At 59.7% G+C, this 25924-nt stretch carries 20 protein-coding genes and 1 pseudogene; 11 read left to right on the forward strand and 10 right to left on the reverse strand.

Annotated elements, in window-relative coordinates; translation table 11 throughout:
• Positions 1 to 490: 490 nt before the first annotated feature.
• Entirely contained in the window at positions 491 to 1024 is a 534-nt protein-coding gene (locus tag ASF57_RS25655) for a hypothetical protein (protein ID WP_156376080.1), read from the forward strand.
• A gap of 575 nt (positions 1025 to 1599) precedes the next feature.
• On the opposite strand, the gene ASF57_RS10795 is transcribed toward ASF57_RS25655, so the two are convergent.
• The 4 genes from ASF57_RS10795 to ASF57_RS10810 all read right to left on the reverse strand — a co-directional run bounded on the left by ASF57_RS10795 (position 1600) and on the right by ASF57_RS10810 (position 7955).
• A complete protein-coding gene (locus ASF57_RS10795; protein ID WP_056483053.1) occupies positions 1600 to 2025 on the reverse strand; it encodes a VOC family protein in 426 nt (141 codons plus the stop codon).
• 195 nt (positions 2026 to 2220) lie between these two features.
• Positions 2221 to 2616 (reverse strand): calcium-binding protein, encoded by a 396-nt coding sequence (locus tag ASF57_RS10800; protein WP_056483056.1) that lies wholly within the window; start codon positions 2614 to 2616, stop codon positions 2221 to 2223.
• A 648-nt stretch (positions 2617 to 3264) separates the two neighbouring features.
• The gene (locus tag ASF57_RS10805) at positions 3265 to 6897 is read right to left on the reverse strand and encodes a glycosyltransferase (RefSeq protein WP_056483059.1); all 3633 of its coding nucleotides are present in this window, start codon (positions 6895 to 6897) and stop codon (positions 3265 to 3267) included.
• Positions 6894 to 7955, reverse strand: a complete 1062-nt coding sequence (locus tag ASF57_RS10810; RefSeq protein WP_082503851.1) for a glycosyltransferase — start codon at positions 7953 to 7955, stop codon at positions 6894 to 6896. The genes ASF57_RS10805 and ASF57_RS10810 overlap by 4 nt, the downstream gene beginning before the upstream one ends.
• Positions 7956 to 8378: 423 nt before the next feature.
• Between ASF57_RS10810 and ASF57_RS25660 the strand changes: the two genes are divergently transcribed.
• Positions 8379 to 9809 (forward strand): hypothetical protein, encoded by a 1431-nt coding sequence (locus ASF57_RS25660; protein WP_156376081.1) that lies wholly within the window; start codon positions 8379 to 8381, stop codon positions 9807 to 9809.
• A 4-nt stretch (positions 9810 to 9813) separates the two neighbouring features.
• The gene (locus tag ASF57_RS10820) at positions 9814 to 11538 is read left to right on the forward strand and encodes a glycosyltransferase (protein WP_056188181.1); all 1725 of its coding nucleotides are present in this window, start codon (positions 9814 to 9816) and stop codon (positions 11536 to 11538) included.
• Positions 11539 to 11680: 142 nt separating this feature from the next.
• Here the strand turns inward: ASF57_RS10820 and ASF57_RS10825 are convergent, their stop codons facing one another.
• A complete protein-coding gene (locus tag ASF57_RS10825) occupies positions 11681 to 11914 on the reverse strand; it encodes a hypothetical protein (protein ID WP_056188184.1) in 234 nt (77 codons plus the stop codon).
• Between the two features lie 721 nt (positions 11915 to 12635).
• Here ASF57_RS10825 and ASF57_RS10830 point away from each other — a divergent pair.
• From ASF57_RS10830 to ASF57_RS10840, 3 genes are all read left to right on the forward strand, one after another.
• Positions 12636 to 14534: a family 16 glycosylhydrolase gene (locus ASF57_RS10830; RefSeq protein WP_082503852.1), complete on the forward strand. Its 1899-nt coding sequence runs from the start codon at positions 12636 to 12638 to the stop codon at positions 14532 to 14534.
• A 438-nt stretch (positions 14535 to 14972) separates the two neighbouring features.
• Positions 14973 to 15497 (forward strand): hypothetical protein, encoded by a 525-nt coding sequence (locus ASF57_RS10835; RefSeq protein ID WP_156376082.1) that lies wholly within the window; start codon positions 14973 to 14975, stop codon positions 15495 to 15497.
• A gap of 677 nt (positions 15498 to 16174) precedes the next feature.
• Positions 16175 to 16828, forward strand: coding sequence for a sigma-70 family RNA polymerase sigma factor (locus tag ASF57_RS10840; protein WP_244476905.1), 654 nt, complete (start codon positions 16175 to 16177; stop codon positions 16826 to 16828).
• 368 nt (positions 16829 to 17196) lie between these two features.
• Here ASF57_RS10840 and ASF57_RS24665 read toward each other — a convergent pair.
• The 3 genes and pseudogenes from ASF57_RS24665 to ASF57_RS10855 all read right to left on the reverse strand — a co-directional run.
• Positions 17197 to 17313 (reverse strand): annotated as a pseudogene (locus tag ASF57_RS24665) (IS6 family transposase); the annotation flags it as partial.
• Positions 17314 to 17867: 554 nt separating this feature from the next.
• Positions 17868 to 18335: a MucR family transcriptional regulator gene (locus ASF57_RS10850; protein WP_056483068.1), complete on the reverse strand. Its 468-nt coding sequence runs from the start codon at positions 18333 to 18335 to the stop codon at positions 17868 to 17870.
• A 123-nt stretch (positions 18336 to 18458) separates the two neighbouring features.
• Positions 18459 to 18734: a hypothetical protein gene (locus ASF57_RS10855; RefSeq protein ID WP_056483071.1), complete on the reverse strand. Its 276-nt coding sequence runs from the start codon at positions 18732 to 18734 to the stop codon at positions 18459 to 18461.
• A 933-nt stretch (positions 18735 to 19667) separates the two neighbouring features.
• On the opposite strand from ASF57_RS10855, the gene ASF57_RS24670 reads away from it, so the two are divergent.
• From ASF57_RS24670 to ASF57_RS27235, 4 genes are all read left to right on the forward strand, one after another.
• Positions 19668 to 20141, forward strand: a complete 474-nt coding sequence (locus ASF57_RS24670) for a DUF2721 domain-containing protein (RefSeq protein ID WP_162241555.1) — start codon at positions 19668 to 19670, stop codon at positions 20139 to 20141.
• A gap of 32 nt (positions 20142 to 20173) precedes the next feature.
• Positions 20174 to 20398, forward strand: a complete 225-nt coding sequence (locus tag ASF57_RS10865) for a KilA-N domain-containing protein (protein WP_280138754.1) — start codon at positions 20174 to 20176, stop codon at positions 20396 to 20398.
• Between the two features lie 121 nt (positions 20399 to 20519).
• Positions 20520 to 20738 (forward strand): hypothetical protein, encoded by a 219-nt coding sequence (locus tag ASF57_RS10870; RefSeq protein WP_056483080.1) that lies wholly within the window; start codon positions 20520 to 20522, stop codon positions 20736 to 20738.
• Between the two features lie 349 nt (positions 20739 to 21087).
• Entirely contained in the window at positions 21088 to 22236 is a 1149-nt protein-coding gene (locus tag ASF57_RS27235; protein ID WP_056483083.1) for an Ig-like domain-containing protein, read from the forward strand.
• A 273-nt stretch (positions 22237 to 22509) separates the two neighbouring features.
• Here ASF57_RS27235 and ASF57_RS10880 read toward each other — a convergent pair whose 3' ends face one another.
• Positions 22510 to 22734: a hypothetical protein gene (locus tag ASF57_RS10880; protein ID WP_056483085.1), complete on the reverse strand. Its 225-nt coding sequence runs from the start codon at positions 22732 to 22734 to the stop codon at positions 22510 to 22512.
• A 166-nt stretch (positions 22735 to 22900) separates the two neighbouring features.
• Between ASF57_RS10880 and ASF57_RS10885 the strand changes: the two genes are divergently transcribed.
• On the forward strand, positions 22901 to 24415 hold the full coding sequence (locus ASF57_RS10885) for a carbohydrate porin (protein WP_082503857.1): 1515 nt from the start codon (positions 22901 to 22903) through the stop codon (positions 24413 to 24415).
• Positions 24416 to 24743: 328 nt separating this feature from the next.
• Here the strand turns inward: ASF57_RS10885 and ASF57_RS10890 are convergent.
• Positions 24744 to 25846 (reverse strand): IS3-like element ISMra1 family transposase gene (locus ASF57_RS10890; protein WP_156376084.1). Its coding sequence is split into 2 segments (ribosomal slippage): positions 24744 to 25585 and positions 25585 to 25846, totalling 1104 coding nucleotides; the frame shifts between segments, so codons are not numbered across the junction.
• Positions 25847 to 25924 lie beyond the last annotated feature (78 nt).

The following is a 25924-nucleotide window of genomic DNA, read 5'->3' on the forward strand; positions in this document are numbered from 1 at the left end:
CATCGCCACCCGCTACGACAAGTTGGCCCGAAACTACGCCTCGGCCGTCGCACTCGCTGCCGTCATCGCCTTCTGGTGCTGATCGAGTCCAGACCCTAGTGATCTATCTCACGAGCTGGGGTATCGACTGGTTGTTACGACGCCGCGTCCGCCTGACGGCAGGGTGAGGCACGCTGCCCCACGGCGCTTGCGTCACCTCGCTAAATGACCCGCCATGGCTGAGCATGCCTGGATGACTGATCTGGCTGTCCTCATCATGCTCTCGGGAGCACTTGGCGCTGTCGCATTGATTGGCGCTGCGCACCCAAAGGTCGAGCGTTTCGTCAGGCAGATGTACCTTTGCTGAGACAAGTAGCTCTACGCAGATCGTATGAGCGCAACAGTGGGTAAGAGCTACGAGTTCGCATAAGTGCGATTATGGGAACGCACGGTTCACCGCCGGCTTCTCTTTGGTCGGCGTTGCTCGCACAGAAGATGAGGATGCATCGCTATGGATAAGAATTCCATGGACCGCTTAGGATCGAGGCTCTTAGATGCATTAAAACTTCCTGGCGATGCTGTTTTTGTTGAGTATGCTATGGCACTTATGGTTTTATCTGAGTTTATAAACAAAAATTTTGCTATAAAGCACAATAATATTTATAAACCAGCAGATCCTTTTTTATCGGATGCTATTGAAGATGGAAAAATACGGCCGGAGTGGTCCTCCCGGATCCTACACCTAGCTAATTATGTATTCTTGCTGCGGAATATTGACGGTTTTAAGGTTGTGCGAGATCGACTAATGACTCGTCCATTGACCGCCACTTTCTACGAAATCGAAGCTGCCGCTTATATGCATGAAATGGGATGTACAATATCTATAAAGCCTGAAACTGGAGTGACAGGGCAGGATTTTGATTTTATTGCTACAAAAGACAACAAGATCTATGAGGTTGAAGTAACAGAATTTACTAGAAAAATCTATCACAATAAATCCATTTCAAATAAGTTACAAGAAAAAGAAGTCAATTTTCTAATATAAATCCAGCAATTTTATTTTGTATCATACCGTCAGAATGGATAGAACAAGTAGATTTGCCATTTCATCTGATGAAAGAAACATTCGAATTCTTACAAAAAACTAGAAGAATAAATGGCGTTATTTATAAATGGGATACTTTCATTAAAATTTACGATTCAACTACTCAGTTATCACAGGGCTACCCTTTAGCTAATTGGGCGCCAAGACATGCGGCCGATAGCCAGATAATATTTGGCTCTCCGTTTCGCCCACCTTCTGGGAGATATATAAAACCAGGAAAAAGAATACATAGTAAGGACAATTATTATGAGGAAGATGATACTCGATTAAATGATTTTTCATTCGTTAGGTATGCCCTTGATTTAGCGAGTCGGGACAATAATTCTAATTCGACACGCTTTCATATTTAGATACTATACTTGATCTAATCTAAACAAACTAGAATTGGTGTGACCTCAATGCCACTACCAATTTCTTTTATGTCAGGTAAACGATCATTTTATCGACAGGAGCGTCCGAACGCGGCGAAGCCTGAGAAGGATGGAAACCGGACATTTTCATTAAGCGTAGAAAGACTACGCGAGCAGGATGAGGCAGCCGTCGTTGCCGATGATGAAATCCGGGTTCCACGCGACCTCCCACAGGAAGCCATCCAGATCGCAGAAGTGTCCGTGATGGCCACGCCACACTGCATCTTGCCCGTGCCGGATAATCCGCTCACCGAGAACTTCCGCCTGCGTTAGCACCTTGCCCACCTCGTCGCGGCTGTGTGTGTTGTAGGTGAGCGTGAAGCCTTGAGAGGGGCGGTTCCCAAGGGCCACGCCAGCGTCCTTGGCAAGGTCGGCACGTGGATACAGCGATAGGCCCAAGCCACCGAGTTGGAAGAAGGCGACACCCTGCGCAAATTGCACACGCCGGGGCCATCCCAACTCTTCGTAGAATGCCGTTGCTCGACCGAGATCGACGAAGCCGAGGGTAATGAGGCTCAGGCGTGGTTCCAAGCCCGATGCTCTCCAGCAGCAGGCAGAATAACTCCATGGGCCTCTGTCAGTGCGAGCCGTTGAGGTCCGCAATAGGTCGGCACTGGACGAGGCCAGGACGGGCCCGGCGCTTGTTAACATCACGAGGGCGGCCGGCAGAACGAGGTTGATCCGCATACGGGACTGCTTGAGGGGCGGCCGCCCCGTGAGGCGACCCTACTTCAGCAACATCGCGAGGGAAGCGCCAGCGGGCGAGGAGAGCTCCTTGGCGTCGATGGTGCCCTCGGCATCCGGGTCGGCGGCCTTGAAGCGCGCGGCCACCACGGCGAGGTATTCTTTCTTGTCTAGGGTGCCGTCGGTATCTCGGTCGGCGGCCTTCATCTCCGCGGCCGTCATCAGGCCGGTAAGCTCCTTGGCGTCAAGCGTGCCGTCCTTGTCGGGGTCGAGCATGTCGAACTTCATGGACGCGGCGGCCTGGGCCTCCTTGAGGTCGATGGTGCCGTCCTTGTCGGGATCGAACGCCGCGACGGTGGCGGGGGCGGCGAACGCCGGGGCGGCGACACCGAGGGCGAGGACGGTGGCAAACAGGGCGGCAGGCAGGCGATAGGTCATCGAAGGATCTCCTTAGGTCAGCTTGAATCACAGTTTGCGACTTCAAGACGTCGTCGCGCGATAGCCTTTGGAGCAATTAATCGTGCCGAGTCGAGCCGCGCTTTCGCTGGCTATTGCCTAATCTATCCGGGATAATCCGGCAAGCCAGACTTCCGATTTTTCTCGGAGCACGTGATTCCAGTGTGGTCGTAGATGCGTGCCAGTGCGGCTGCCGAGCCTGCCGCTAACGCAAAATGGCGCGGCCCTGGGCGCTGCGCTGTGCGCCGACGTAAAAGAGGTTCGGACGAGGCGTGTCGCATACCAAATCCGTTTGATCCCTTCAGGATGACGGACCTGGATTTAGGTCAAGCGCCGCGCGGACTGGCTGATACGGCGTACGCCTTCGGTGAAGGCCGCGGTCGCGATCGCGGCCTTCACCGAAGGCGTACGGCAGATGTGGCTCCGCTCCCGTTCAAGGTCGCGCCGCGCTCACGGATCAGCGCCTGCCCTCGGCTGAGTATCCGACTGTGCACTTGACGCTTAAACTAGTCAGGAAAAGCTGCTCCGAATTTAATCTTCTTGATCTGACAGCCACGCGGCCTTACCGATACAGGGCCACGTGTTAGTCGAATGTTGTAGAATACATCGGTTAGATTGACAGATCGCGCTTTAAGCGACGTCAAGCGCCATGATCAGTGCTTCGCGGAAGCCCGTGAACTCTACCGTACGCCAGCGGTAGCATTGATAGAACCGAACGCGCCCGCTGGTTACGGCCTGCACCGGGATCACGAGATCGAAACCTGCGGTGCGGGCTATCGCCGTGTCCAGATGCGCTTCGATGTCTGGCCGCTCAACGGGGGCACCGATGCAGATCCGGCCTTGTCCGTTTTCTTCCCAGCGAGCTACCACGCAGAGAGCGGGGCCGAGCCTGCGCAGGAAGGCCCAGCCCTGACACCGAACGCGACGCGGGTCCTCCTCAGTAGAGAGCGTCACTACGTTGAGGTTCGGCGCCCGCCGGATCGTTTTGATGAAGCGGCGCCGGAAGGAGGCGGGCAGCGTCTCGGTTTCCCGGCAGCGGCCGGGCTGCTCGCGGATCTGGAGTCTGTCTGGTAGCAAGATCGCCGAACCATTGTCGCGGCCGGTGCGCAGAACAATCTCATAAGGGTAGGATTGCAGTCCGCTTAGTGCAGCCACGAAACGGAGCGTGCCGTCTGGAGCGGCGTGCGCCTCTGCGTCGAGCCGTAGCTTCGTGCCGTCGAGACCCTGAAGCCAGACTTGGACCGCCTCCGCTGGTGCGTTGGGCAGGCAGGCTTCGAAGGCCCATAGCTCCGCGGACGAGCCGAGGAGCACGCCGTCGCAGATAGGTAGGCTCTGCCGAATGCGCTTCGGTGAAGCCCCACGCGGCGCCGTTTCCGGGTCCTGGCCGGACTTCTGCACGGCTCGGAAGTGGCCAGCCCGCGCGACGTCGAGATCGCTGGCGGCGAAAATCCGCAGTAAGCCGCGGATGATAACGCGGTGGGTTGCCGTCACGTGGATCAGGTCCACCGCATGGCTTCCGAAGCTCAGACCAGTCAGGTCTACCTGTCCAGCGAAGCCAGCATCTTGAGCCGCGAAGGCTTGCAGGTGTTCCAGTACGTCCTGTCGGCTCTCGGTTCGCAGGGGAGCGTAGGAGGTGCTTACTCCATCGCTGAAGCGTAGGTAGGTCCGGTAAGGCCCCTGGCTCTCCGAGAGATGCATCCAGCCGCGCAAGGAGAGGCTTCGAAAGACAACGGCGTGTCCGCTTCGGTCCAGGCGGCGGCGCTGGTCAGTCCAGAGACCATCAAGGGCCCATGCAAGGGCCGGATGGCTCAGGGGACGCTCCAGAGCGGGCTTGGCTGCGTCCTCGTCCGGAAGGGTGTCGATGCAGGTAACCGCCGGGAAGGTGTCTGGAAAGCCGCTGCTATCCGGGACGCGGCTTCGGTCCCAGAGGACGTCGCTGCTCACCCAGGACGGCGCGTTCACCTGAAGGGCGAGATCGTCAAAAGACAGATCGTAGGTGTTCGGTCGTCGGTTTGGGATGCGGTCGTGTGGACAGGGCCGCTGGGCAATCAGGCTGGCATACAATTGGTGCAGGGCATCGAGATGCGCTTCCACCGATGGGAACACCTTGCGCCGAATGGTAGCGCGCAGATCTGCGAGGTGCTCCCGGTCGAAATGAAGGGCCAAGAGCTTGGCCCGGACAGCGCCGGGATCGTGCGGCCGCACCCGAAAGCCATCAATTCCGTCGCTGATCCGTTCGGCGGGGGCACCGAGGTCGGTGACAATTGGAACGAGGCCGGCCTGCCACGCCTCCGTAAGCGCAATCAGGTAGGTCTCGGGCCAGATCGAGAGGTGAAGGGAGACATCGCAGCCCTGTAGTTGCGCAACGATACCGCGCTGCTCGTAGGCGCCATAGACTGTCACGCGCTCTGCCGGCAGGCCGCGCAGGCGGCCCGCATGATGGGGGCTAACCTGACCGTAGATCCGGAAATGGATAGGATAGGACTCGCAGGTCCGGATCAACTCGATGACGTCATCCCCGCCCTTGTGGTGAGTAAAGTTTCCGATCACCGCGACGACGAGGGGTTTTGGCGCATCCGCGCCAGGTCGCTCCTCGGGCACGGCGTAGGACGGCGTCGGGGTCAACATCGCGATCTCGGCGATGCGGTCGGACGTAACTTGTGGGTAAAAGGCTTGAAGGTAGGCGCCCGTAGCGGGTGTGCTGGTCACGAAGGCATCCACCGCACCGACCACATGCCCCAGGAACGCGTCACGGCGTGCCTTTGCCCCAGCGGGGTAGTTGTGACTGGCGGCGAGGCAGGCATCGCACTGATCGCGCCCGCGATAGGCCACGTCGCAGAAGCGCCCGTTGTGATCGAGCAGGAGCCATCGCTCGCAGATCAGGTAATGGTCGTGAAGGTGATAGACTACCGGCACGCCGCAGGCACGGGCGATGAGGGGCAGGCTCAAGGGCCAGTGCAGCAGGTGGTGGATATGAAGAAGGTCCACCCGATGCTCGAACAGGATGCGGGTGAACTGCCCCTCTACGATTGGATCGGTAAGTCGAGGCAAGCCGACGGGCCCACAGGGTAGGCTCAGCGCGACGCCCGGGCCCTCAAGGCGCATCTCCCACTCTTCGCCCCGGAACACCGGGAACAAGAACAGCAGGTCGTAGCGGTCTGCGAGTCCTGTGAGCGACTCCTGATAGACCTCGACGCCACCGCCCTCGCGTTGGCCCATCCGATTATGAGTGAGAATGAGCACGGTCTTCCGCGGGAGCGTTGCCAGTGTCCCCCCATCGAGGGGGGACACACGCCGTCGATACGCGGCGCTCCGCTCCAGCATCGTTGCAACGCGATGGTCGTAGAGGTGCTCGGCCAGCGTTCGGGCGCGCGCGGCACGAGCTTGGGCTAGACGCTTCTTGGGCGCCGCCAACATGCAGGCGATGGCGTCCGCCGCCTCGGTATCGTCCATGCAGAGCAGAAATTCCACGCCGGCGGTGTAATAGTCCCTTACCTCTGGCTCAGGCGAAACCATGACCTGAAAGCCACCAGCCAGGGCGGTCTCGAACAGGCGCGGCGGCGGCGTCGATCCGGCAGCCTGCTCGGCCGCGCTGCCTGTGAAGACGCGCGGTAGGGTGAGCACGACGCGACTGCGGTTCGCCAAACGGGCGAAATCGACGTTACCGCAGCGCCAATCCGTGGCAATCGAACGATCGTGAAGGTTGGGCGGGCCAAGGTGGACGTTCCAGGGCAGAGCGATCTTGACCCGCAGATCGGCGGGTAGGAGCCCCAAGATCGTGTTCAGGCTAGCGACCCGGTTGGGCCAGGCGGTTCCGACGAAGAGCAGGTCGTAGAGATAATGACGGTCGTCCCCGCCAACGGCAAAATCCTGGAAGAGCGGGCTCGCGGCCAGGGGCAGATGAACGGCGCGGCCCTCGTAGGCGGCAACGCTGCTGCGATCGTTGGTGAAGACGATGTCGAAGCAGTCAGAGAAGCGAACGTTCGACGAGCGCTCGTAGGGGTCCTCGGTCGTCCACAGGATGCTGAGCTGGGCCAGACGCGCAAGCCGGCCAAGCAGGGGCGCGTGCATCTTGGCCCCACCGAAGGCCAGGAAGGTGTCGAGTCCTTCCGTCACGAAGGTCGCAAGCGCGTCGCCATGATGCGCGACGACCACCCGCGCCACGTCGGGATGACGCCGTAGAGCGTCTGCTATGGCTAGGGCGATGTAATGGTTGTGGGTCCGCGGCTCCGTGTCGAGGAGCAGGATCGAAAGGCCAGTCATACGCGTACCGATCCATGCGGCTCCATATGGGACCCTGCGAACAAGTCTCCCAAGCCCACGGGTGTGGCGCAGGTACGAAGGCCGCAGAGATCGAGAATACGCTCGGCCCGGCATGCGTAGGTGTGGTCTTGAAGGGCCCGCCGCTGCGCACGCTCGGCGATTGCGAGGATCGCGGCTGGCTCATCCTGTACTCGCTCGATAGCCCGCGCGATGTCGCGGGGGCTATCGATGAGGAGGATCTCCTGCTCCGGTTCGAAGACGTCGCAGATCTCTAGACCAGTAGTGAAGAAGAGCTGCGTCGAGCCCGACAACGCCACCTCGAAGGTACGCGGCCCTGGGGTCGCCTGTGGCAGGGCAAAGCGTCGGTTCGCAATGTCGAGGTCGCGGCCAATGTTCAACGTCAGCCAGGCGGCGGCGGCGTGGTCCGCCATCTCGTCCGCGGTCAGGCGTCGATTGCTCGCGCAGCGCAAATCGGCCGGCCAGTCGCACCCAAGAATTTCCACTGGGTGTCGGGACAGAAGCTCGTCCGCCTGTCGGAGCAGCGCAATGCGGTTCGGATAGGCAACACCACAGAAAAAGACTGCGATATCGCGCGGCAGGTCTGGACGGATGGGACGGAGGTGACGCGTTGGGGATGCGGCCAGCGGAAGATGATGCACTGAGCCGTGCCTGTAGTGGTGGGCTGCCCAGCCATCGTTTGAGAAGATGATGTCGGCGAGGATCTCCGCTTTGAAGGCGTAGTCAAATTCGTAGGGATCTTCGGTGAGCCAGAACGCGAGTTGCCCCCCGACGGCATCGACGGCCCGGCGCAGAGCACCAAGACCAGCTGCATCAGGCACGAGACTGCCAACTGCGATCACCAGCGTTGGGCGCAGGCGTTGCACCCGCTCACACGCCAGTTCCAGCGGTGCGTGAGCGACGGCGGCCGGTCCAACCCGATCTATCAGCCCCTCAATCAGATAAGATCTGATCGCAGGATTGACGTTGATTGCATCAGAGGTCGTACTTGTTACGAAAATACGGACTGTATCAGAATTGATATGCGGTGCGAAATTCATTCATTTCGCCTATCGGCGGCTGGCGTTGCGGGTGTTTGACTTCCTTCTTAGAGGAGTAATAACTTCAACTCTCAGAGTTGTCCATGAAACCTCATGTCAGCTCTATGCCCAGGAAAGATAGGCACCATAGGAATTGCCTTTCGGCAATGTGATCGGGATAAAGTGGCAATCCGTGGCGAGGAACGTGTGTCTAAACCGGCTCGTACCGGGCCTGCATCCGAGATGAGTTGCTTATACGACCTTACGGCAGCCAACATCCTGCTGCCTGTCGAGGATATGCTATCTGGGGACGTACTCCTGCTTGGATCGGTTGTGCAGAGTGTACGAGGTCGTGCATCGGAACTTGCGAACTCACTGACCTGCCACAGTCGAATGCCATCCGAGGCTGAGCCTCTTGACGCGTCCCCTGTCTACGACACGATCGTGGCCTTCGATCTCTTCACTATGTTGGACGTCCCAGGCCCGCAGGGTTTTATCCCAACGGACGATCCCGTTCTGCATTGGTTGCGCGCGATCCTGCAAAGCTTACGGTCAGGCGGTCGGCTGGTCCTGGCCTTGGAAAATGGGCCGGTGGACCAACGCCGTGCTTATGCTGCGCAGGACTTCTCATCGCATTCAAGCAGCCGGACGAGCGCCTGGACCCAACTGCGTCAGTTGCTGGAGGGAGCCGGCCTCGTGCACCAGCACTGGTGGTTTCCATTTCCAAATCATCGTGAGGCGCGCACCATCCTGTCCGAACATGGCCTGTCGCCGAATTCGGGGCTTGATGCTGGAGCTTTAGCCGGAGAAGCATCTGACGGGCGTAGGGCTTGGCGGCGCATCGCGGAGGCAGGTGACCTCGCGGATCGTGCACCAGCCGTGCTCGTTATAGCTTCAGCCGTTACGCTCCCAGCGGATCATCGTCTCGCCTTGCACATTGGCCATGAACGACGGCCGGAGTTTAATAAGGTCGCGACTATTTTGGCTCAGAAAGGAGGACCTCCGGTGGTCCTTCGTGTGCCGCGTCAACCCGGGCTGACGCGCAGCGCGGCCGGTATCACCAATCGATTTCCGGCTGAGGCCCTCGCGCCCGGCCAGCCCTGGCCCGAGACTTTAGAGGAAATTTTAGCTTGCAACGGCTGGACCGAGGCCGACGTAGCAACGTGGGCGGAACGATGGATCACCGCCCTCCGCGCCGAATTCCTGGATGCCAGTCCTGGCAACCTGGTGCCCGAGGTTGACACCCGCCTGCCTGGCCACGCTTTTGATGCCATTCCGCGCAACCTACTCGTCGATGGCGACCGGGCTACCTTCATCGACTTGGAATGGAACCTCGACACGCCCCTCGACTTCGGGCACCTGCTCGTACGCGGCCTCGTCGATACCTTCCTCACGACACCCATCACCGGATGGCCCGCACCAGAGATCGATCCGACCTACCTGACCTTGCTGCATGCAGCTACCGCCCCGCTTGGGGTCCATCTTTCCGATGCGGCCATCGCCGAGCGTCTCGACCGAGAAGCTCGTTTTCAGCAAGTCGTGAGCGGGCGTGAGACGAACCGCGACTTTGCTTGGCTCGCCTCAACGCACCCTGCGTCCCGCGCGCAGTTGCTGATGCACGCAAGGGGCCTCACCGATGAGGTTACAGCCCTGCAGACCGAACGGTCTGAACTTATCAATGCCTTTGAAGACGCGCGGGCGCGGACCGACCGCGTCATCGCCTATGCGGCGGAACGCGAGCGCGAGGTGGAGCGTCTGGAGGCCGCGCTGGTACGGGCCGAGGCCAGTCTCGTGATGCCGCCACCGGAGCCTCTAGGCCCGGCCATTCGCCTCGGCCGGGCATTCCGAGGCTTGTTTCCCTCGAAGCGGACGTAGCGCGATGCGGCTCCTGGTTGCCTGCGATCACCTGGCCCTGACCGGAGGGTTGATGCGGTTCGAGCGCGTCGGGCAGATCCTGGCACGTTGGGGCGGCGAACTCGCGTTCCTAGTGCTAGGCGAGGGCGGCGAGCACCAGCCGGCTGGCTTCGCGAGCGCTCTCCGGCAACTGTCGCGCGAGGCCGCGCTGGACGAGACCTGGGACGCTGTCATGGTGCCGGGCGGCGGCTTTCCCGACGCCATTGTGGCGCGCTTCGCAACCCTGCGCCACCCGCGCTTGGGTCTGCGCGTCCAGCATTTTTTGAACGGTCCCGGCCGTCGTGATGCCTATCAACGCGTGACGCAGGCCCTCGAACCCGACCTCATCCTCGTCAACAATGCGCATTGGTCAGAGGCGGATTTGGCCGCGTTCGGCAGACCGTTCCATCAAGTCGTGGGCGGAGTCGACACGACCTTGTTCGCACCTTCCATTGTCCGGCCTCCACGCATCGGGCGATACCGCCTCGGCGCTATTGCGAACAAAAATCCGGGCGCCCTAGTGGGTGCTCTGCGAGAACTCGGCGCCGATTGGGAATTGCACTGGTTCGGGCATCCTGATCCGCGGGAGGCGCCGCCTCCAGACGATCTCCTGGTATCAGGACGGATCGTTCGGCACGGACCCCTGTTCGGAGAAGCGCTCGCCGACTTCTACGCCGGCCTCGATGTATTCTGCAGCGCCGAGCTCCAGGCAGGCTGGTGCAATCCGGCCGCCGAAGCTATGGCCAGCGGAACGCCCCTGGTCACCACCCCGCACGGCACACTTGCCTTCGCTGAGCACGACGTTACTGCCCAGGTAATTGATATCGCGACGGGTCCCGCCATCGCGGCCGCCGTGACGGCCATGCGGGCTGCCCCCGACCGTGCTGCACGATGCGCGCGTGCCGGGCGCACCCGCATCCGTGGCCTCACCTGGGAAGCCTATACAGCCGATCTCCTGGCGGCGATCCGAGGCGGGATCGCGGACGAGACTGGTCCAGCTTGGGCGACGACGCGCATTGAGGAGCTCGTGGTCGAGCATGGCCCTGTACCTGGGGACTTCGATCCTCCCGGATATATCCGTCTACACGCGGATCTTGCAGCCCTATTCGGGCGCCCCTGGCAGGGCGTATTGCACTACCTCGAACATGGACGTCGCGAAGGACGGCTCTATCCCTCAACGCGTAGTCGGGCCCAGGAGAAGACCGAGCAGACCTCGCGCATTGCCCTCGTCCTCGATGGGCTCGACGGCTCCGGCAAGTCCAGCATCGCCCGGGAGGTCGCACGACGGATTGGAGCAACGGTCCTAAATCCTTTTGGCGGTCAGATCGGCGGCCTTATGGTTCTCCTGGCCGGGCGGGGCGAGCACGCCCTGGCCGATGCTGTCGCACATGCAGCTGTGGCGCTCGCCCTTCGACACGCTCCCGACGGCCCAGTGGTCTTCGATCGCCATTGGTTCACCGCGTCCCAACTTCTCTCGCCGACCTATCGCGCCGGTTGGGCGCCCTACCCCCGCACGATCATGTGCTGGGCGGATCGGCCCACGACCGTGGCGCGAATGATCGCGCGGGGCGATGTCCACGCCCGCGAGCATATGAGTGTCGAGCGGGTTGAGACATACCGGCGCCTAGCGGAGGAACTCAGTCTTCCTCTACTCGACACCTCACACATTTCTGCGGCGGCAGCCGCCGACCTGATTATAGAGAAAATGTAAAATGATATCAGGCGTTCAGGTATTTAGCTAAGCCTTGAAAGGGAAAGCGAGGCCGGGAAGAACAGCTGCCTCGTCGAGTTTTACGCGGATGGTAAGACGGGCTGGATCACTAAGTCAGTTCCGACAACCAAGGGTTAAGGCACTACAGCCGTCGAGGCTGATCCGGCATCAGGCGCAGAGTACGGGCTGTTGTGGTGGAGAGGAAGCCATCCGCGAGGCTGGCCTCCTCGCTGTCGTCGCACAGCGCCTGAACTTGTCGGAGCGCATCGTCAGCGATCTGCGTAAGTACCACGTAGAAGATGCGTGCGGGTCGGTCGGATACGCTACCAACCTTGCTCACCTGTACAAGGTACGCGACGCGCTTGCACTTCGCCATGATTTCCAGTGCGATGGGGTGGGTTGAGGATCGTCCCCTATCGTACGAAGGAGTCCATGCCCATGCTGAGCAACAGCCAGAGTCTGTTTGCCACCCATCAAGGTTATAGGTCTTCGTCCGTCAAGATGCCGGAAAGCAGGTCCTCTCAGCGCCTGCTAGGGCTCAATCGCAACCTAAACGATATGTCGGTAATTCGATCGTTTTCCTTGCATGCCGGCCGTTGGCTTGTCCTAGCTTAGGTAATTTCGCAGCGGTCATACTTCCAGCAGGGCTGCCGAATACAATTATATCGATAGCTCTTTAACGATGTTAATTCATATTAAATCGGGATAACAAATCTAAGACAAGCAAAACATTGCGCAATATGTATTAAATTAATTTTAAATCGCCTGAGATATTAAGGATAGTCATTGAATTGCTAATTTATAAGATATTTCAAATTGAGGACCTATTCCATCTAGAAGCAATGTTGAATGAATATTCTGGAAAAAAATGTTTTATGATCTGTTTTGTCGGAATAATTTTTCATTATTGATATAGTATTCTATGACACGATTGTGAGTATAGTTTTTTTAAATTTGCGTTAGAAATTCAAAATGATCGTATATAGGCATAAATAGTCAGCTAAACTTAATTTGATACTTATGAAATATCTGAATGAGTATCATATTTGGTGCAGTATTCTATGTATGCTCCGTGTAATTTGGAGCTTAAATAAATAATGACTGATGCAACTTCATCACGTTCACAATATACGGCTGGTACTGCAAGCGCGGACCGGATCGACGTATCGTCACGCGGGACGCGCGCGCAGCTGATCGCCGGCCGGGATGGCGATGACATCATCATCGGTGCGTCAGGCAACGACACGATCAATGGTGGCGGTGGCGATGATACCATCACTGGCGGGCTCGGCGTCGACACCCTAACAGGCGGGGCCGGGGCGGACTTCTTTGTGTTCAGCAAGGCCGATTTGGCCGGCACGTCCACGTCGACGGGAACGGCCCTCAACCGCATCACTGACTTCCAAGGGGCCGGCGCTTCGGGCGGGGATACGCTAGTCTTTCAAGGCTTTGCCACAGATGCCAGCGTGATTGAGATCAGCCGACAGGGTACGCTGCACACCTACGAGATCCGTGAGAACGGCGCGACGGTCGGTCGCTTCAACGCTGTCCATAGTGGAAATTCGCTTACATCCGACGATCTTGTCTTCGAAGAAGTCACAGAAACGCCCGTCGTGGTTGCGCCGCCGGCTGAGACGGGCGAGACAGCTCGCACGAGTGCCACACCGACCCACACGATCAAGGCCAACAATGGCGTCCAGGCCCTCAGCGGCACGGCCGGGCACGACGACATCTGGGGCTGGAACAAGGGTGGTGCGGTTCTGAAGGGCGGTGCCGGCGACGACACCTATCACATCTGGCAATCGAGCGATCAGGTCGTCGAAGCGCCTGGCGGCGGCGTCGATACCGTCATCATCGCTTGGCGCGACTACACCCTGCCCGACAACGTCGAGAACCTGATCTTCAGCAACGCCAAGAGCGGCACCGGCAACAGCCTCAACAACATGATCACCGGCGATGGCGGCGCCCAGACCCTCAACGGCAAGGCCGGCAACGACATTCTGACCGGCCGCGGCGGGGCGGATACCTTCATCATCGCCAAGGGTGAGGGCAGCGATATCATCACCGACTTCGCCTCCGGCGTGGACAAGGTCCGCCTGGAGGGGGTGAGCCTGCACAGCTTCGCCGAGCTGAAGACGGCGTCCAAGCAGGTCGGGTCGGACACCGTCATCGCGCTCGGCGGCGGCGAGACGCTGACCTTGCAGAACGTGGCACTCACGAACCTCAAGGCCGGCGACTTCGCCCTGCCAGCAGACCCGTCGCATCCGGGCATGAGCTTGAGCTTCTCCGACGAGTTCAACGCCCTCAGCGCTTCGGCCAATGGCCAAGGCACGGTGTGGAAGAGCTCGCTGGGCATCGGCAGTGAGTACCGCACCTTGGGGTCCAACAACGAGGCGCAGTATTACTCCGACAAGTCCGTCGGCACGAACCCGTTCTCGGTCTCGAACGGCGTTCTTAGCATCACGGCGGCCCCGGATCACGACGGCAACCCGTTGGACCTGGCCTACACCTCGGGTGTGCTCACCACGGCCAAGTCGTTCGCCCAGACCTATGGCTACTTCGAAATCCGTGCCGAGCTACCGGCAGGCCAGGGCATGTGGCCGGCCTTCTGGATGCTGAACGCCGACGGCACTGGTACGACCGAACTCGACGTCATGGAGTTCCTAGGCCACGACAAGGACACCGCCTACGCGTCGGTGCACTCCACGGTCGCCGGCCAGAGGCTGACCAGTACGCCGGTGCAGACGGCAGATTTGACGGAAGGTTTCCACACCTTCGGGGTCGATTGGCAGAAAGACACGCTGGAATGGTACATCGACGGCGCGAAAGTCGCCGAGCTGGCCACCCCCGCAGATATGCACAAGCCGATGTACATGCTGGTCAACCTGGCAGTGGGTGACACCGGCAGCTGGCCGGGCAAGTACGACGCTTCTATGCCGACCACGCAGCTGAACGTCGACTACGTCCGAGTTTGGGCCAACGACGACCTTCTGTAGACCCAAATCGTTCGGTTGAACCTTCAACACGCATCAGCCCGGCAGTTTCATTGACTGCCGGGTTTTCTATGCTTCGTCATCTTATTCGTCCTCGAAACTATGCCTGGTATTTGTCGGTAAAACGACGGTATTCCCGACATCGTTCGTTCGTGAAGCGTTTGCAAGGCATGGCATTCACCCTCTTTCAGGGTTCGGGATACCCAAGAAACTCGCGCTCAGCGCGGACCAGTGTGCTAGGTCAGGGTCAAGTACGTAATCCAAATGGGCAAATTCAGCAGAAAATACGTATCGGTATACTTATAAGTTGACGCGCCTCTCTGGAATTCTTAACGAAAGGTTATGCGCGGCCAAAAGCAAGTCCGCCATTAAGCATTAACAGTTTCGCTGGTTTCAGCATACAGCACCACGTCTTGGCTTGGTGCCCTGGGAGATTATACAATGGCAACGGTCGATGGTCAGACGGTCGCTCCTGATGCTCATGGAAAAATCCAGGGTAACGGCGGTGATGTAGATAAGATGGCTGGCGACTCGGGCAACAATCAGCTTCAGGGTCATGCCGACTTCAATCAGTACTACGGTGGTGCTGGAAACGATACCTTCGTCCTTGCTGCTAAATACGGTCAGACCACCGACGCTGCAACGCGTGATTTCTCCAAGCTCGCGACCTACATCACCGATTTCCACGGTGCTGATGGCGATGTTGCGAACTCCGGCAACTTTGGTGAGCACGACTTCATCAATCTCAGCGGATTCGGAGAGGGCTCGCAGGTCAAGATGGTTGGCGAAGCTGCCACCCAAGCTAATTCCGGCGCTGCGAAGGTGTACTATTACTCCATCTTCGACACGCACACCGGGGACCACTACAACTTTGCCGTCAACTCGTTAAATGGCAAGGCTCTTGGCGAGCACGATTTCAACTTCTATGCCTCATCGTCCGCCGATCACGGCTTGTTCGTGGCCTAAACTAAGCTTTAGCAGCCCTTGAATTTGAAGGCTGCGAATGACTTCAGAGGCGGCGCTTGCGCCGCCTTTTTGCTTGGTAGGTCTGTATTCTGACATCGCAGCGGTTTGGGTCGTCCACACCATCAGGCCCCTACGAAAAAAGGCGACGCTACCCTTGAGGATAGCGTCACCTCGATCCGATCGCCTCCGCTAGGATAGAAGCGACATGAGGCTGAGCTTCATGTCACTGGCCGGCCGGCTTGGTAGCGGGAGCCGGTGTAACAGGGGCACTTGGCGCTGGAGTGGGCGCTGTAGGCGCTGGAACGGTAGCCGCCGGCGGGTTTACGGCGTTGGTTTTCTCGGCCTTCTTGTCGTCATTACAAGCGCCAAGCGCGAGCAAGCCGATGAGGGGTAGAAGGGTTCGCATACGCATGAGCGTTCCTCGTTACGTGATGTCGAGCCTCTAACGGCCACCAGTAACGCGATGTCGGCAGAAACGGTTCAGAACATCGAGTAAGACGTCTGTTAGGCATCATTCAGAATTGGTATGCCAACAACTCCAGCCTGCAATTTCCGAAATCTCCTAAGCACGCTAGCTCGCGGGGGGAGACAAGCGGGGCAATATGAGCACGGACCTTCAGCAACGGTGGTCGAAGCCGGCACAGCTCAGGCTCATTAGGGAGGAACGTGCCACTACAGTGGCCAGTCCCTCTCTACCTGAGCCTGTACGTGATCACCTCGGACGCCAGCTCCAGGACCTTTATGCGTCTCTTTCAGGAGAAGTGCAGCCACCGCCGTTCCTGGATCTAATCGCGCGGTTGAATGAGGTGCTTACCGCCCAGAGTACCACCGCCGCGACGGCGTTCCGGGACGACCTACTTGCCGCCCTGCCGGAACTGCGCGCCTTTGCCCTTTCGCTCGTGCTCAATCCCACCCGCGCGGATGACCTTATGCAGGAGACGCTGCTGAAGGCTTGGAAGAGCCAGGATCGCTTCGAGCCGGGCAGCAACCTCAAGGCTTGGCTTTTCACCATTCTGCGCAATCAGTTCTACACCGAGTGCCGCAAGGCCAAACGCGAGGTGGAGGATGCAGATGGAGCTGCCGCCGCGCAGTTGATAACGCTCCCCTCCCAAGAGCATGGGATCGAGTTGAAGAAGGTCTGGGCTATTCTGGCTAAGCTGCCTGCCTCTCAACGTGAGGCCCTGCTGCTCGTGGCGGGCCAAGGCATGACCTACGAGGCCGCAGCTGTCGTGCTCGGTACGCAGACGGGCACCATGAAGAGCCGGGTCAGTCGCGCACGGGCATTCCTAGCCGATGCGATTGGGGTAGTTGCGGAGCGAGCGACAGCCTGAGGTGTCGTTCTGCACGGCCTTCGTGAAACCTCTCGTGTTTAGCCCGGGTAGGTAGGCCGATGGCTCAGACGGTTACCTACAGCATCGTTGATCAGCCGGATGGGCGGTTTGATCTCGTCGTGCGTCTTGGCTCAGGCCCGCTTCATGCTCGGGCCGGGTTCCTGACGCTTGCAGAGGTCGAGGACGAACTGGTGTTCTTACAGGTGCTGATGACCGCCTTTGGGGCTCCGGTCGTGCGTGCGGCTGGCTCTGAGTGTAAATTGTAAGGTTGCTTTCGTTGCGAACGGATACCGCGAAAGCCTGCTTGTTTCCGTCTTGAGGGATCGCACCCTCGGCGATCTCCAGGCCGCGCCTTCATCACTTTGTGGCGGATAGCGCAGATACCAGGAGACGGCCTGGACGATCAGGGCCGCCTCGTCGTACAGGCCCTTGAAGTCAGCCTTGGAGCGCTGCTTCAGCTTGGTGGCGATAGCGGACAGGACCATGGGCTGGCTCCAAGGCGGAGGCGGCAAGCTGGTCAGGGATGGCTCACGATCCCGTGAACGAAGGCGCGTTCGCGTTTGCGACAGAGCCTATGAGGTCTGTGCGCCTTGTAAGACCATGCGCTAGGTCTAGTAGCCACAATCGTTTCTTGCCAGTTGTTAATGTCTTTTCTAAAAATATTGCGGTAGCCGGGATAATTGCACATCTCAGTACAAATTTTCGGCAACCCTTTCACCTGCTCCGGCATATAGAATTGCCGGAGCAGGTTGCTCATCGTCAGCCAAGAACATCCGAATGCGCATACACGAAGGCACTAGGCGGGGTATTCTGAACTGGCAGCAGCGCATTGCTCAGCGCCGATCACATCGGTGGGCGAAATGGGTGTTAAGCTCTAGACACCCATCTCCTCCGGTCTCATTTGCTGAGGGTTTCCAAGAAGACGATATATCACCCTTTGACGTGATCTACATGAATCGCGCAGCAAGAGCCCGGCACGAGGGTGTAGGGCATCTCGTTGCGGCGCATGAGACAACAGCCTCCTTGTAGCTTTGAGCGCTCAGGCAGCCTTCTTGCGACCCTTCCCTTTGCGCTGCTCTTCATCGATGCGTTCGGCAATCCTGCCGAGGCCGATCGACTTGGCCAGCTTCGAGCGTATGGCGGCGTAGGACGGGGCGACCATCGGGTAGTCGGCCGGTAGGCCGTAGCGCTGACGGTAGCTCTGGGGATTAAGACCGTGGCCCGTCAGGTGACGCTTCAGGGTCTTGTAGCTCTTGCCGTCGAGGAAGCTGACGATGCCGTCCGGCGTCAAGGACTTCCGGATCTGAGCAGCAGTCGGCCTTTCGACCTCAGCTTCTTTGGACGCCTGTGCCGCACCGCTAGCAAGGCTGCCGAGTGCCGTGTGGATGGAGCGGATCAGGTCCGGCAGATCGGTTGGCCGAATTGAGTTGTTGGACACGTAAGCGGAGGTGATATCGGCAGCGAGTCCGAGGAAACCGAGCACTTGACTTTCAGAGATTTCAGACATTCAAATTCCGTTCTTATTATAACGGTACGAATATTATCATACAAAACTCAATTCTCGAAATAACGGAACCGTCACCATCGTACTACTTGAATTATATTTACAATTCAAATTTATAAGATTGTTTCATAGGCGCGGTAATTCCGGCGTTGGACTGCGTATGCGATCGATGATTTCGCCATTGTCGAGCCAAGCCGTGACTGCCTGGAGCCTCCCGAAGATATGGTCAATCTTGCTAAATGGATGCGGTCGCTTCTCGGATGGCGGATCATCCAGCAACTCGGCATGCCAGATAGGGGCGCCGCCATCGATTGAGGCCGCACGCACCACACTGCCGACGATCTCGCCGTTGAAGATGAGATCGTAGCTGCCGGGGGCGAGGCGGTGAAGCGTGTATGTCATCGGCCGCCCAGGAGCTTCCTTCAATGTGAACCACGCCGCACTACCGCCGCTTCCGGCCGCTCCTGTTCGTCGTGGGCCTCGTCGAACAACCGGATGGCCGTGGTGGCTGACGCTTTCCAGCACGCCTTGGACCTGGAGACGACGCTACAGCCTGTATCGCCCGCGATCCTGACACCGATCCCGCCGAGGCCGTCACGGCGCTTCGTGGGTCACGGCGAACCCGGATCGAACGTCATCGCCCTCCGGGTCGGTTAAGGCCATCGAATCAGGAGATCGAGACGGTTGAGACGACGTTCACCAGTCCGATAGGATGTAGACGCCTTTCGCGTCTGGTCGCTGGGGAAAGCTCATGCCGTCGACATCACAGGGATCATCGAGCGGGGTGCGTACGATGGGACCAAGATACTGGACCGCCTACTTCGAGGCGATTGCCGCTGGGTCGCTACTGTCGAAGCTGCACACAGCACGTCGCAGAGCCGGAGATGCGGCGCGTGACTGTCCTTATCCCGACATCGCGGCGGCGGGATTGGCGAAGGTAAAGGCCGCGATCCAGGCGCAGGCGGGGCTCACCTCTTAGCGTTCCGCCCCGCCTGCCATGCACCAGACGCTGAGGATGCCTGATGTCTTAAAAACGATCGTTTATCTGACATCTAAATCAGGCCGGTGTTTGTCCGGACCTCCCTTCGAGGCATCTGTCGGGAAAACGTGCCTGGAAATCATGTGCCGGAGAAACGCTCTTTTCGGGGTACCTGACAGTCCGCTTGCGCGTGGTTGCTACCCGACCTTGCGGCCTGTGGTGCCGACATAAGGGTCTGAGTGGGGGGCCTCGGCGCCTGCTTCGCAATGTCGTTCCGAACGAGCGTCGTCCGTCCTAAGTTACCGTCACATGCTCAGGAAGCTTACACGGCCTCCGCGCGACCCGGAGGATATACGATGGTTCAGCTTGGCGAAGTCCTAAAAGCTATTGGCCCAAATGCATCCATTGTCTTTGCCGCGTGGATTTTCATGGGATTCTTACAGCAGAGAAATGATGCGGCTATCGACAGATACAGACAGGCAGTCGGCGATTTTCGATCAAACAAGCATGATGCGACCCGCTCTGATAATCTTAGGTCTCAGGTGCTGGCATATCGACGTCGATGCAGATTGATGAGCCGGGCCACGTTCGTCGGTTTAGTTGCCGCCATTCTTCTTATCAGTTCGCTCATCTTCGTCGCCTTGGACGTCCTCGTGCCAAACAACGCAGCTATTGCCGTCTGCGGCATAGCGACGGCCATAGGTGGCTTCGTCTTGGTCATCATCGCGGCCTTCATCGTCATCGCTGAGGGACAGATCGTGCAAAGACAGATTGACGACGAACTGCGAGACGTGACTGATCTTGCTAAGGGGGCCGGCGGGGGTGTCTGAGGCGATCGTTAGACCTGTTCTCTCACCCCCCGATCCGCGAGCGCGACGAAATGCTGTCGCTCACGGATATGTGGAAGGCGGCACGTCGACCTGACGAGAAGCGTTCGGCTGATTGGTTGAGCCAGGTCGCGACCAAGGAGATTGTTGGGTACATCAGGGCAACTTTGGATGCCGGCGTCAGTGGCATCCAAAGCTCAAGAGACGGCCGGGGCGTTGACGGCAGCACCTGGGCCCACGGGCAGATCGCCTTCGCCTAACGCGATACACCCGGCTACCACGTTCGAGGCTGTCTTGAAGGGCGAGTTTGGCTACCTGACCCCAAACGGGAACATAGAGCCCTCCGAGGCGCTGAGGTCCTGGGTGTTGCAGGGGTAGAACATGAGCATCGAGTCGGCGTTCGTTGCTTACGCCACGAAACGGATCGCAGATCTCAGAGGCTCCATTGAGAAGATGGAGGCAGGCACCGTCAAAGTCATGGAGCAGGCGCCTGGTCAAGACCCCAAGGACACCACCAAGGATACGCTCGGCGCACATCGCACTGAGCTCGAAGCCCTTGAGAGTTTGAAAGGGCAAATCGAAGCCGGAGGATCAGCTTAGTACGGTGCTCAGCCGCCTCCTGGGCGGCTGAGGCCACATCGAACGGCTCGTTGGGGTAGATCGCGACTTCGGACGCGGATCACGCAGCAATAAGTACAACGGCGGCGCTTGGTCTCTGTAAATCTCCGCTGGAAGAACCTAGCCATCTCGTAAGTGTTCGTACCTACCTAAAAATTGGTCCATGGTGTCGCGGTATGTTGGTCCACTTTCATGGGCGGTCGATAGGTCTGGGAGTGCGCTCAAACCAGCGTAGGCGAACTCGAAAATTAGTGTTGTATCAGAATCATTTCTGGATGACCCTCCCGACTGGGTGGCCGGATGCCGTCCAGGCAAAACATGAGGAGGCGACATGAACGCCGTTACGGACCAGCAGCTGCACTCAACATTTGAGACATTAGCCAACGCTCCGCCCTCTGCTCAGATAGACTTCCTGTCCTTAGATCCCTTTGCCACGGTGATTGAGATTCCCGTGGGCCAGCTTCTCTCCAACGACACGGACCCGGATGTAGGGGACGTCATTCGGCTTGTGTCCGTCGACGGAGGTGAGTCCGGCACTGCTGAACTGGTGTCGGATGCATCGGGCCAGAGGGTGGTTTTCGCATTACCCAAAGATTGGTCGTCGCTCCTGGATGGGCCGGCAGGTCCAGACAGCTTTAACGCGGCCTCGTTCGCGTACACGATCGAGGATAGCGCGGGTGCGACCAGCACCACGGGCGCCGTTATCTTCCCTACCTACTTCTACCTGACGGATCAGAATTTTACCTTGGCGGAAGATACGAGTGTCGTGATCTTCGAGGGTGATCTCCGCGGCATCATCGTCGAGGGGCCTCAGCACGGGCACTTGGAAACGGTGTCTCTCGGCGAATACAATACCCGCTTCACTTACGTACCGGACCGGGATTACTTCGGCGCAGACAGCGTAGAGTTCGATCTTTTCGACCGCGGTTTCGATTTTACCCAGCCTCGTGCCCGGTTCGACTTTAACGTCACTCCCGTGGATGAAGCTAGCTATTTCCGAGGCACCTCTGCCGCTGACGTCATCGACCAATCCTCGGCCACCTCACGGGTGCTGATCGCTGGTCTGGAGGGTAACGACACCCTTCGGGGTGGTGCCGGCAGTGATGCACTGAACGGTGGTGCTGGCAACGACATCATCACGGGCGCGGCCGGCAATGACAGCATCACGGGCGGTCTTGGTGCTGATCGCATGGGTGGCGGTGCGGGCAACGACACCTTCCACATCGCTCGCGGCGACCTCGCTGTGACGGGTGCCACCGACCTGATCGTAGACTTCCAGGGTGCGGGTCAAGCCGGGGGCGACGTGATCCGCTTCACCGGGTTTGCCGCGGGCTCGACGCTGGAGCTGATCGGCACCTCTGGCAACGCGCGAGTGTACGAAGTGCACGACACGGCGGGCATGTCGGAGGGGCAACTCCTGGTGAGCGCTGGTGGTACGCTGGGTCATGTACTGACTACGAGCGACTACGCCTTCGCCTGACCCGCGAAAGCGGAAAGCGCAGCGTGTGGGGAACCCGCCCACTACCGCGACACGCTGGATTGTGATCCGGAAGCTTGCCCAAGTCCGGGGCAGGCAGGGGTCGCCTGATGGCGCTCCTGCCCTCTCCCACCGCGCCGGAGTTCTCGCCAAAGTCCCCATCGGCGGGGTGCGGACGTGTGCGGGGCCAGGGTCCGGCATCTGCGTCGCGCCAGGAAGAACTACCTCGCGGGTCTGCGGCAGCCAAGGGTGCCGGTGGATAGCTCCCTGGCAATTTCAGCCCGCACGCCGGCTCTGTTCCGCCTCTCTGCGCCAGGCGTCGCGATCCTTCTCGGCTTGGGCCAGCCGCGTCCGCAAGGCCTCGTTCTCGGCGTGCTGCTCCCCGGCGTCGACGGCCAGCTCGACGCATTGATCCTGCACATCGGCGAGCTGTTGGCGCAGTTCCGCATTCTCGATTGCGATGGCGAGGAAGTCGGTACTGCGCTGTCCGGTGTCGTGCATGCCGTCCCCTGCCCGGCCAATGCCAGGGCATGGGGTCTAGCTTAGCCATTCAGATGCTGCCACCATTACACGGCGCGGCTCCCAGCCGCGGGTTGAGGCTTCGTGCCAGGGACAGCTTGCGCTCCAGCCTTGCGTGTTTTTCTGGTCGCGTTCACCATCAGCAGTGATGACCGCCACCACCCGCGCCGATGAGGGCTCAACCCCCACACATCTCCGCAGACACCGCCTTTGCTGTGGCTTAGTCGTTGGCCTGTCGCTCTGGCTTTTTGGCACTTCAGCGCAAGCGCAGCAGCTGGCACTTCCACGCTTCCGGGGAGCTGGTGGGGACCCACGCACCTCGATTGCCCAGCCCGAAACCACGAGCCAAGCGTCGGGCGGCTACGTCAGCTCGATCGCGCCATACCTCGGCCCGTTCGGTGATCCGCTTGGCATTCGCCCTGTTCTGAAGGATCAGGGCATCGAGTACAGCCTGACCTACATCGCCGACGTTCGCGGCAATCCGTTTGGCGGCATCCGGCAGGGAGCCGCGGTTGAGGATCGCTTGAACCTGCGTCTCAACCTCGACCTCCAGAAGCTTGTCGGATGGGAGGGCGCGACGGCGCACGCCAACGCCTACTTCATCCACGGCACCGGCTTGTCCCGCTACTACGTCGGCAATCTTCTCACCACCAGCGCCATCGAGGCACTGCCCTCGACCCGCCTGTACGTGCTGTGGCTCGACCAGAAGCTCATGGACGGCAAGCTCGCCCTCCGAGGGGGACAACTCGCAGCTGACACGGAGTTCATCGTCAGCCAGACTGCAACGCTGTTCATGAACTCGACCTTCGGCTGGCCTGCGATCACAGGTGTGAACTTACCGAGTGGCGGCCCCGCCTACCCACTTGCGACGCCGGCAATCCGCGCGAAGTACTCGCCGGACGACAAGTTTTCTCTGCAGGTCGGTCTATTCGACGGTGATCCGGCTGGAGCAAACCGGTCCGGTCCGGACCCCGAACCGCAGCGCCTGAACCGCACGGGTACGAACTTTCGAACGAACGACCCGGCCTTCGTCATCGCAGAGGCGGCCTACGCCTACAACACCGACAACGATCCCACGACCCTACCAGGCACCGTAACCCTGGGCGGCTGGCAGAACTACGGACGCTTCGATGACCTTCGGGTCGACGCTGGGGGGAAATCCCTGACAGATACAGCATCCAGCGGCATCGCCCGTCGCCTGCGGGGGAATGCAGGCGTCTACGCCATTCTCGATCAGACCCTCTACCGGGAGGCAGAGAAGGAGGATGAGGGTGTGAGCGCCTTCATCCGGGCTTCTTTCTCGCCAACCCGGAGCAGCCTAATCGACTACTACGTGGATGCCGGACTCGCTTACCGGGGATTGTTCGAAGGACGCGACAGCGACACGGTCGGCCTCAGTGTAGCCTATGCTCATATCAGCGCCGATGCTCGCCATGCTGATCGCGACGCCAACATCTACTCCGGCCTGTCGATGCCAGTGCGGAAGTTCGAGACGGTGTATGAAGCGACCTACCAGGCACTCGTGGTGCCCGGCTTCACTGTACAACCTGACATTCAGTACGTCGTCCGTCCCGGCGCAGGCATCGCTAATCCGCGTGACCTTACCGGGCATCGAGTGAAAAACACCACTGTGTTTGGGGCACGTGCCACTGTTCAGTACTAAGCGTCAGCCTCACCGCAGAGCGGCCGGCCTGAAGCCGCCAGAGCCTCGTGCGTCAGGAGATGGCCCAGGCGAGCACCAGGATGCTGCCCAGGAACATCCCGTAGGTTGCCATCACAGCGGCGACCTCACGGTGCTGGTGGATGACGGTGACCCTGACCCAGCAAACTGGTCCGCGCTGAGCGCAAGTTTTTCGGGCATCTGGAGTTGACCCTGTTTGTGGTCCACGGCCTATGCAAGTTCTCGGGCTGTGACAGCTTGGTTGGCGAAGGCTCGGGGCGTCAAGCCGCCCAGGGCCGGTCTGGAGTTGACCCTGTTTGTGGTCCACGGCCTATGCAAGTTCTCGGGCTGTGACAGCTTGGTTGGCGAAGGCTCGGGGCGTCAAGCCGCCCAGGGCCGTGTGGGGTCGATCTTCGTTGTAGTGGCACCTCCAGTCCTCGATGCGCTCACGGGCATCGGCCAGAGACAGGAACCAAGAGGCGTTCAGGCATTCCGCTCGTAGGCGGCCGTTGAACGACTCGACGTAGGCGTTGTCGGTGGGCTTGCCCGGTCGGGAGAAGTCGATCTCGACCCCGTTCAGGTAGGCCCACTGGTCAAGCATGCGCCCGGCGAACTCCGGTCCATTATCGACTCGCAAGCTCTTGGGCCGTCCCCTCAGCTTGACCAAGGCGTCGAGCGCCTCGGTCACTTGGTAGGCGCGGAAGTTGGCTCTCGGTGTGAGTGAGAGCGCCTCTCGCGTGTGGCAATCGACGACCGTCAGGATCCGGAACGGACGTCCGTCGAAGATGCGGTCGGACATGAAGTCCATAGCCCAGACCTCGTTGGGCCCACCGATCGCCGGTCGCCCCTGACGGTAGCGCCAGGCTCGCTTGCGCTTGGGCAGCTTGGGCCGGATCGATAGCCCCTCGTCTCGGTAGATCCGGTAGGTGCGCTTGTGGTTCACCTCCCAGCCCTCCCGTCGCAGCAAGATGTGCAGCCGCCGGTAGCCGTAGCGGACCCGTGCGGCGGCCAGCTCCTTCAACCGCATCCGCAGAGCGACCTGCGGGTCGGCTCGCTTCCGGTAGCGCTGGGACGAACGGCCGAAGCCGGTGGCCTGGCAGGCCCGACGCTCACTGATGCCGTAGACCACCTGCAAGTGACCGGCGACTTCACGGCGAACGGCGGGCCTCACCACTTTCGTTTGAGGACGTCCTGCAGCATGGAGCGGTCCAGCGTCAGATCGGCGACCAGCCGCTTGAGCTTACCATTCTCGTCCTCCAGCTGCTTGAGCCGTCGGATCTCAGGCACGCCCATGCCGACGAACTGCTTCTTCCAGCGGTAGAAGGTCGGCTCAGATACGCCCATCTTCCGGCAAACTTCGTCCACCGAGGCGCCGTTCTCCGCCTGCCGCAGGGCAAAGGCGATCTGTTCATTCGTGAAGCGTTTGCGAGGCATGGCATCCACCCTCCTTCAGGGTTCAGGATGCCCGAAAAACTTGCGCTCAGCGCGGACCAGTTTGCTGGGTCAGGGTCA

Origin of the sequence: Methylobacterium sp. Leaf117 (assembly GCF_001422985.1) — a bacterium.
Lineage (GTDB): Bacteria > Pseudomonadota > Alphaproteobacteria > Rhizobiales > Beijerinckiaceae > Methylobacterium.

Excerpts from the sequence above, each read along its gene's own strand:
- ASF57_RS10850 (WP_056483068.1), bottom strand. The coding sequence starts at position 18,335 with ATGTCTGAAATCTCTGAAAGTCAAGTGCTCGGTTTCCTCGGACTCGCT.
- ASF57_RS10800 (WP_056483056.1), bottom strand. The coding sequence starts at position 2,616 with ATGACCTATCGCCTGCCTGCCGCCCTGTTTGCCACCGTCCTCGCCCTC.
- ASF57_RS10825 (WP_056188184.1), bottom strand. The coding sequence starts at position 11,914 with ATGGCGAAGTGCAAGCGCGTCGCGTACCTTGTACAGGTGAGCAAGGTT.
- ASF57_RS27235 (WP_056483083.1), top strand. The coding sequence starts at position 21,088 with ATGAACGCCGTTACGGACCAGCAGCTGCACTCAACATTTGAGACATTA.
- ASF57_RS24670 (WP_162241555.1), top strand. The coding sequence starts at position 19,668 with ATGGTTCAGCTTGGCGAAGTCCTAAAAGCTATTGGCCCAAATGCATCC.
- ASF57_RS10870 (WP_056483080.1), top strand. The coding sequence starts at position 20,520 with ATGAGCATCGAGTCGGCGTTCGTTGCTTACGCCACGAAACGGATCGCA.
- ASF57_RS10880 (WP_056483085.1), bottom strand. The coding sequence starts at position 22,734 with ATGCACGACACCGGACAGCGCAGTACCGACTTCCTCGCCATCGCAATC.
- ASF57_RS10820 (WP_056188181.1), top strand. The coding sequence starts at position 9,814 with ATGCGGCTCCTGGTTGCCTGCGATCACCTGGCCCTGACCGGAGGGTTG.
- ASF57_RS10855 (WP_056483071.1), bottom strand. The coding sequence starts at position 18,734 with ATGACATACACGCTTCACCGCCTCGCCCCCGGCAGCTACGATCTCATC.
- ASF57_RS10830 (WP_082503852.1), top strand. The coding sequence starts at position 12,636 with ATGACTGATGCAACTTCATCACGTTCACAATATACGGCTGGTACTGCA.
- ASF57_RS10810 (WP_082503851.1), bottom strand. The coding sequence starts at position 7,955 with ATGAATTTCGCACCGCATATCAATTCTGATACAGTCCGTATTTTCGTA.
- ASF57_RS25655 (WP_156376080.1), top strand. The coding sequence starts at position 491 with ATGGATAAGAATTCCATGGACCGCTTAGGATCGAGGCTCTTAGATGCA.
- ASF57_RS10885 (WP_082503857.1), top strand. The coding sequence starts at position 22,901 with ATGACCGCCACCACCCGCGCCGATGAGGGCTCAACCCCCACACATCTC.
- ASF57_RS10835 (WP_156376082.1), top strand. The coding sequence starts at position 14,973 with ATGGCAACGGTCGATGGTCAGACGGTCGCTCCTGATGCTCATGGAAAA.
- ASF57_RS10805 (WP_056483059.1), bottom strand. The coding sequence starts at position 6,897 with ATGACTGGCCTTTCGATCCTGCTCCTCGACACGGAGCCGCGGACCCAC.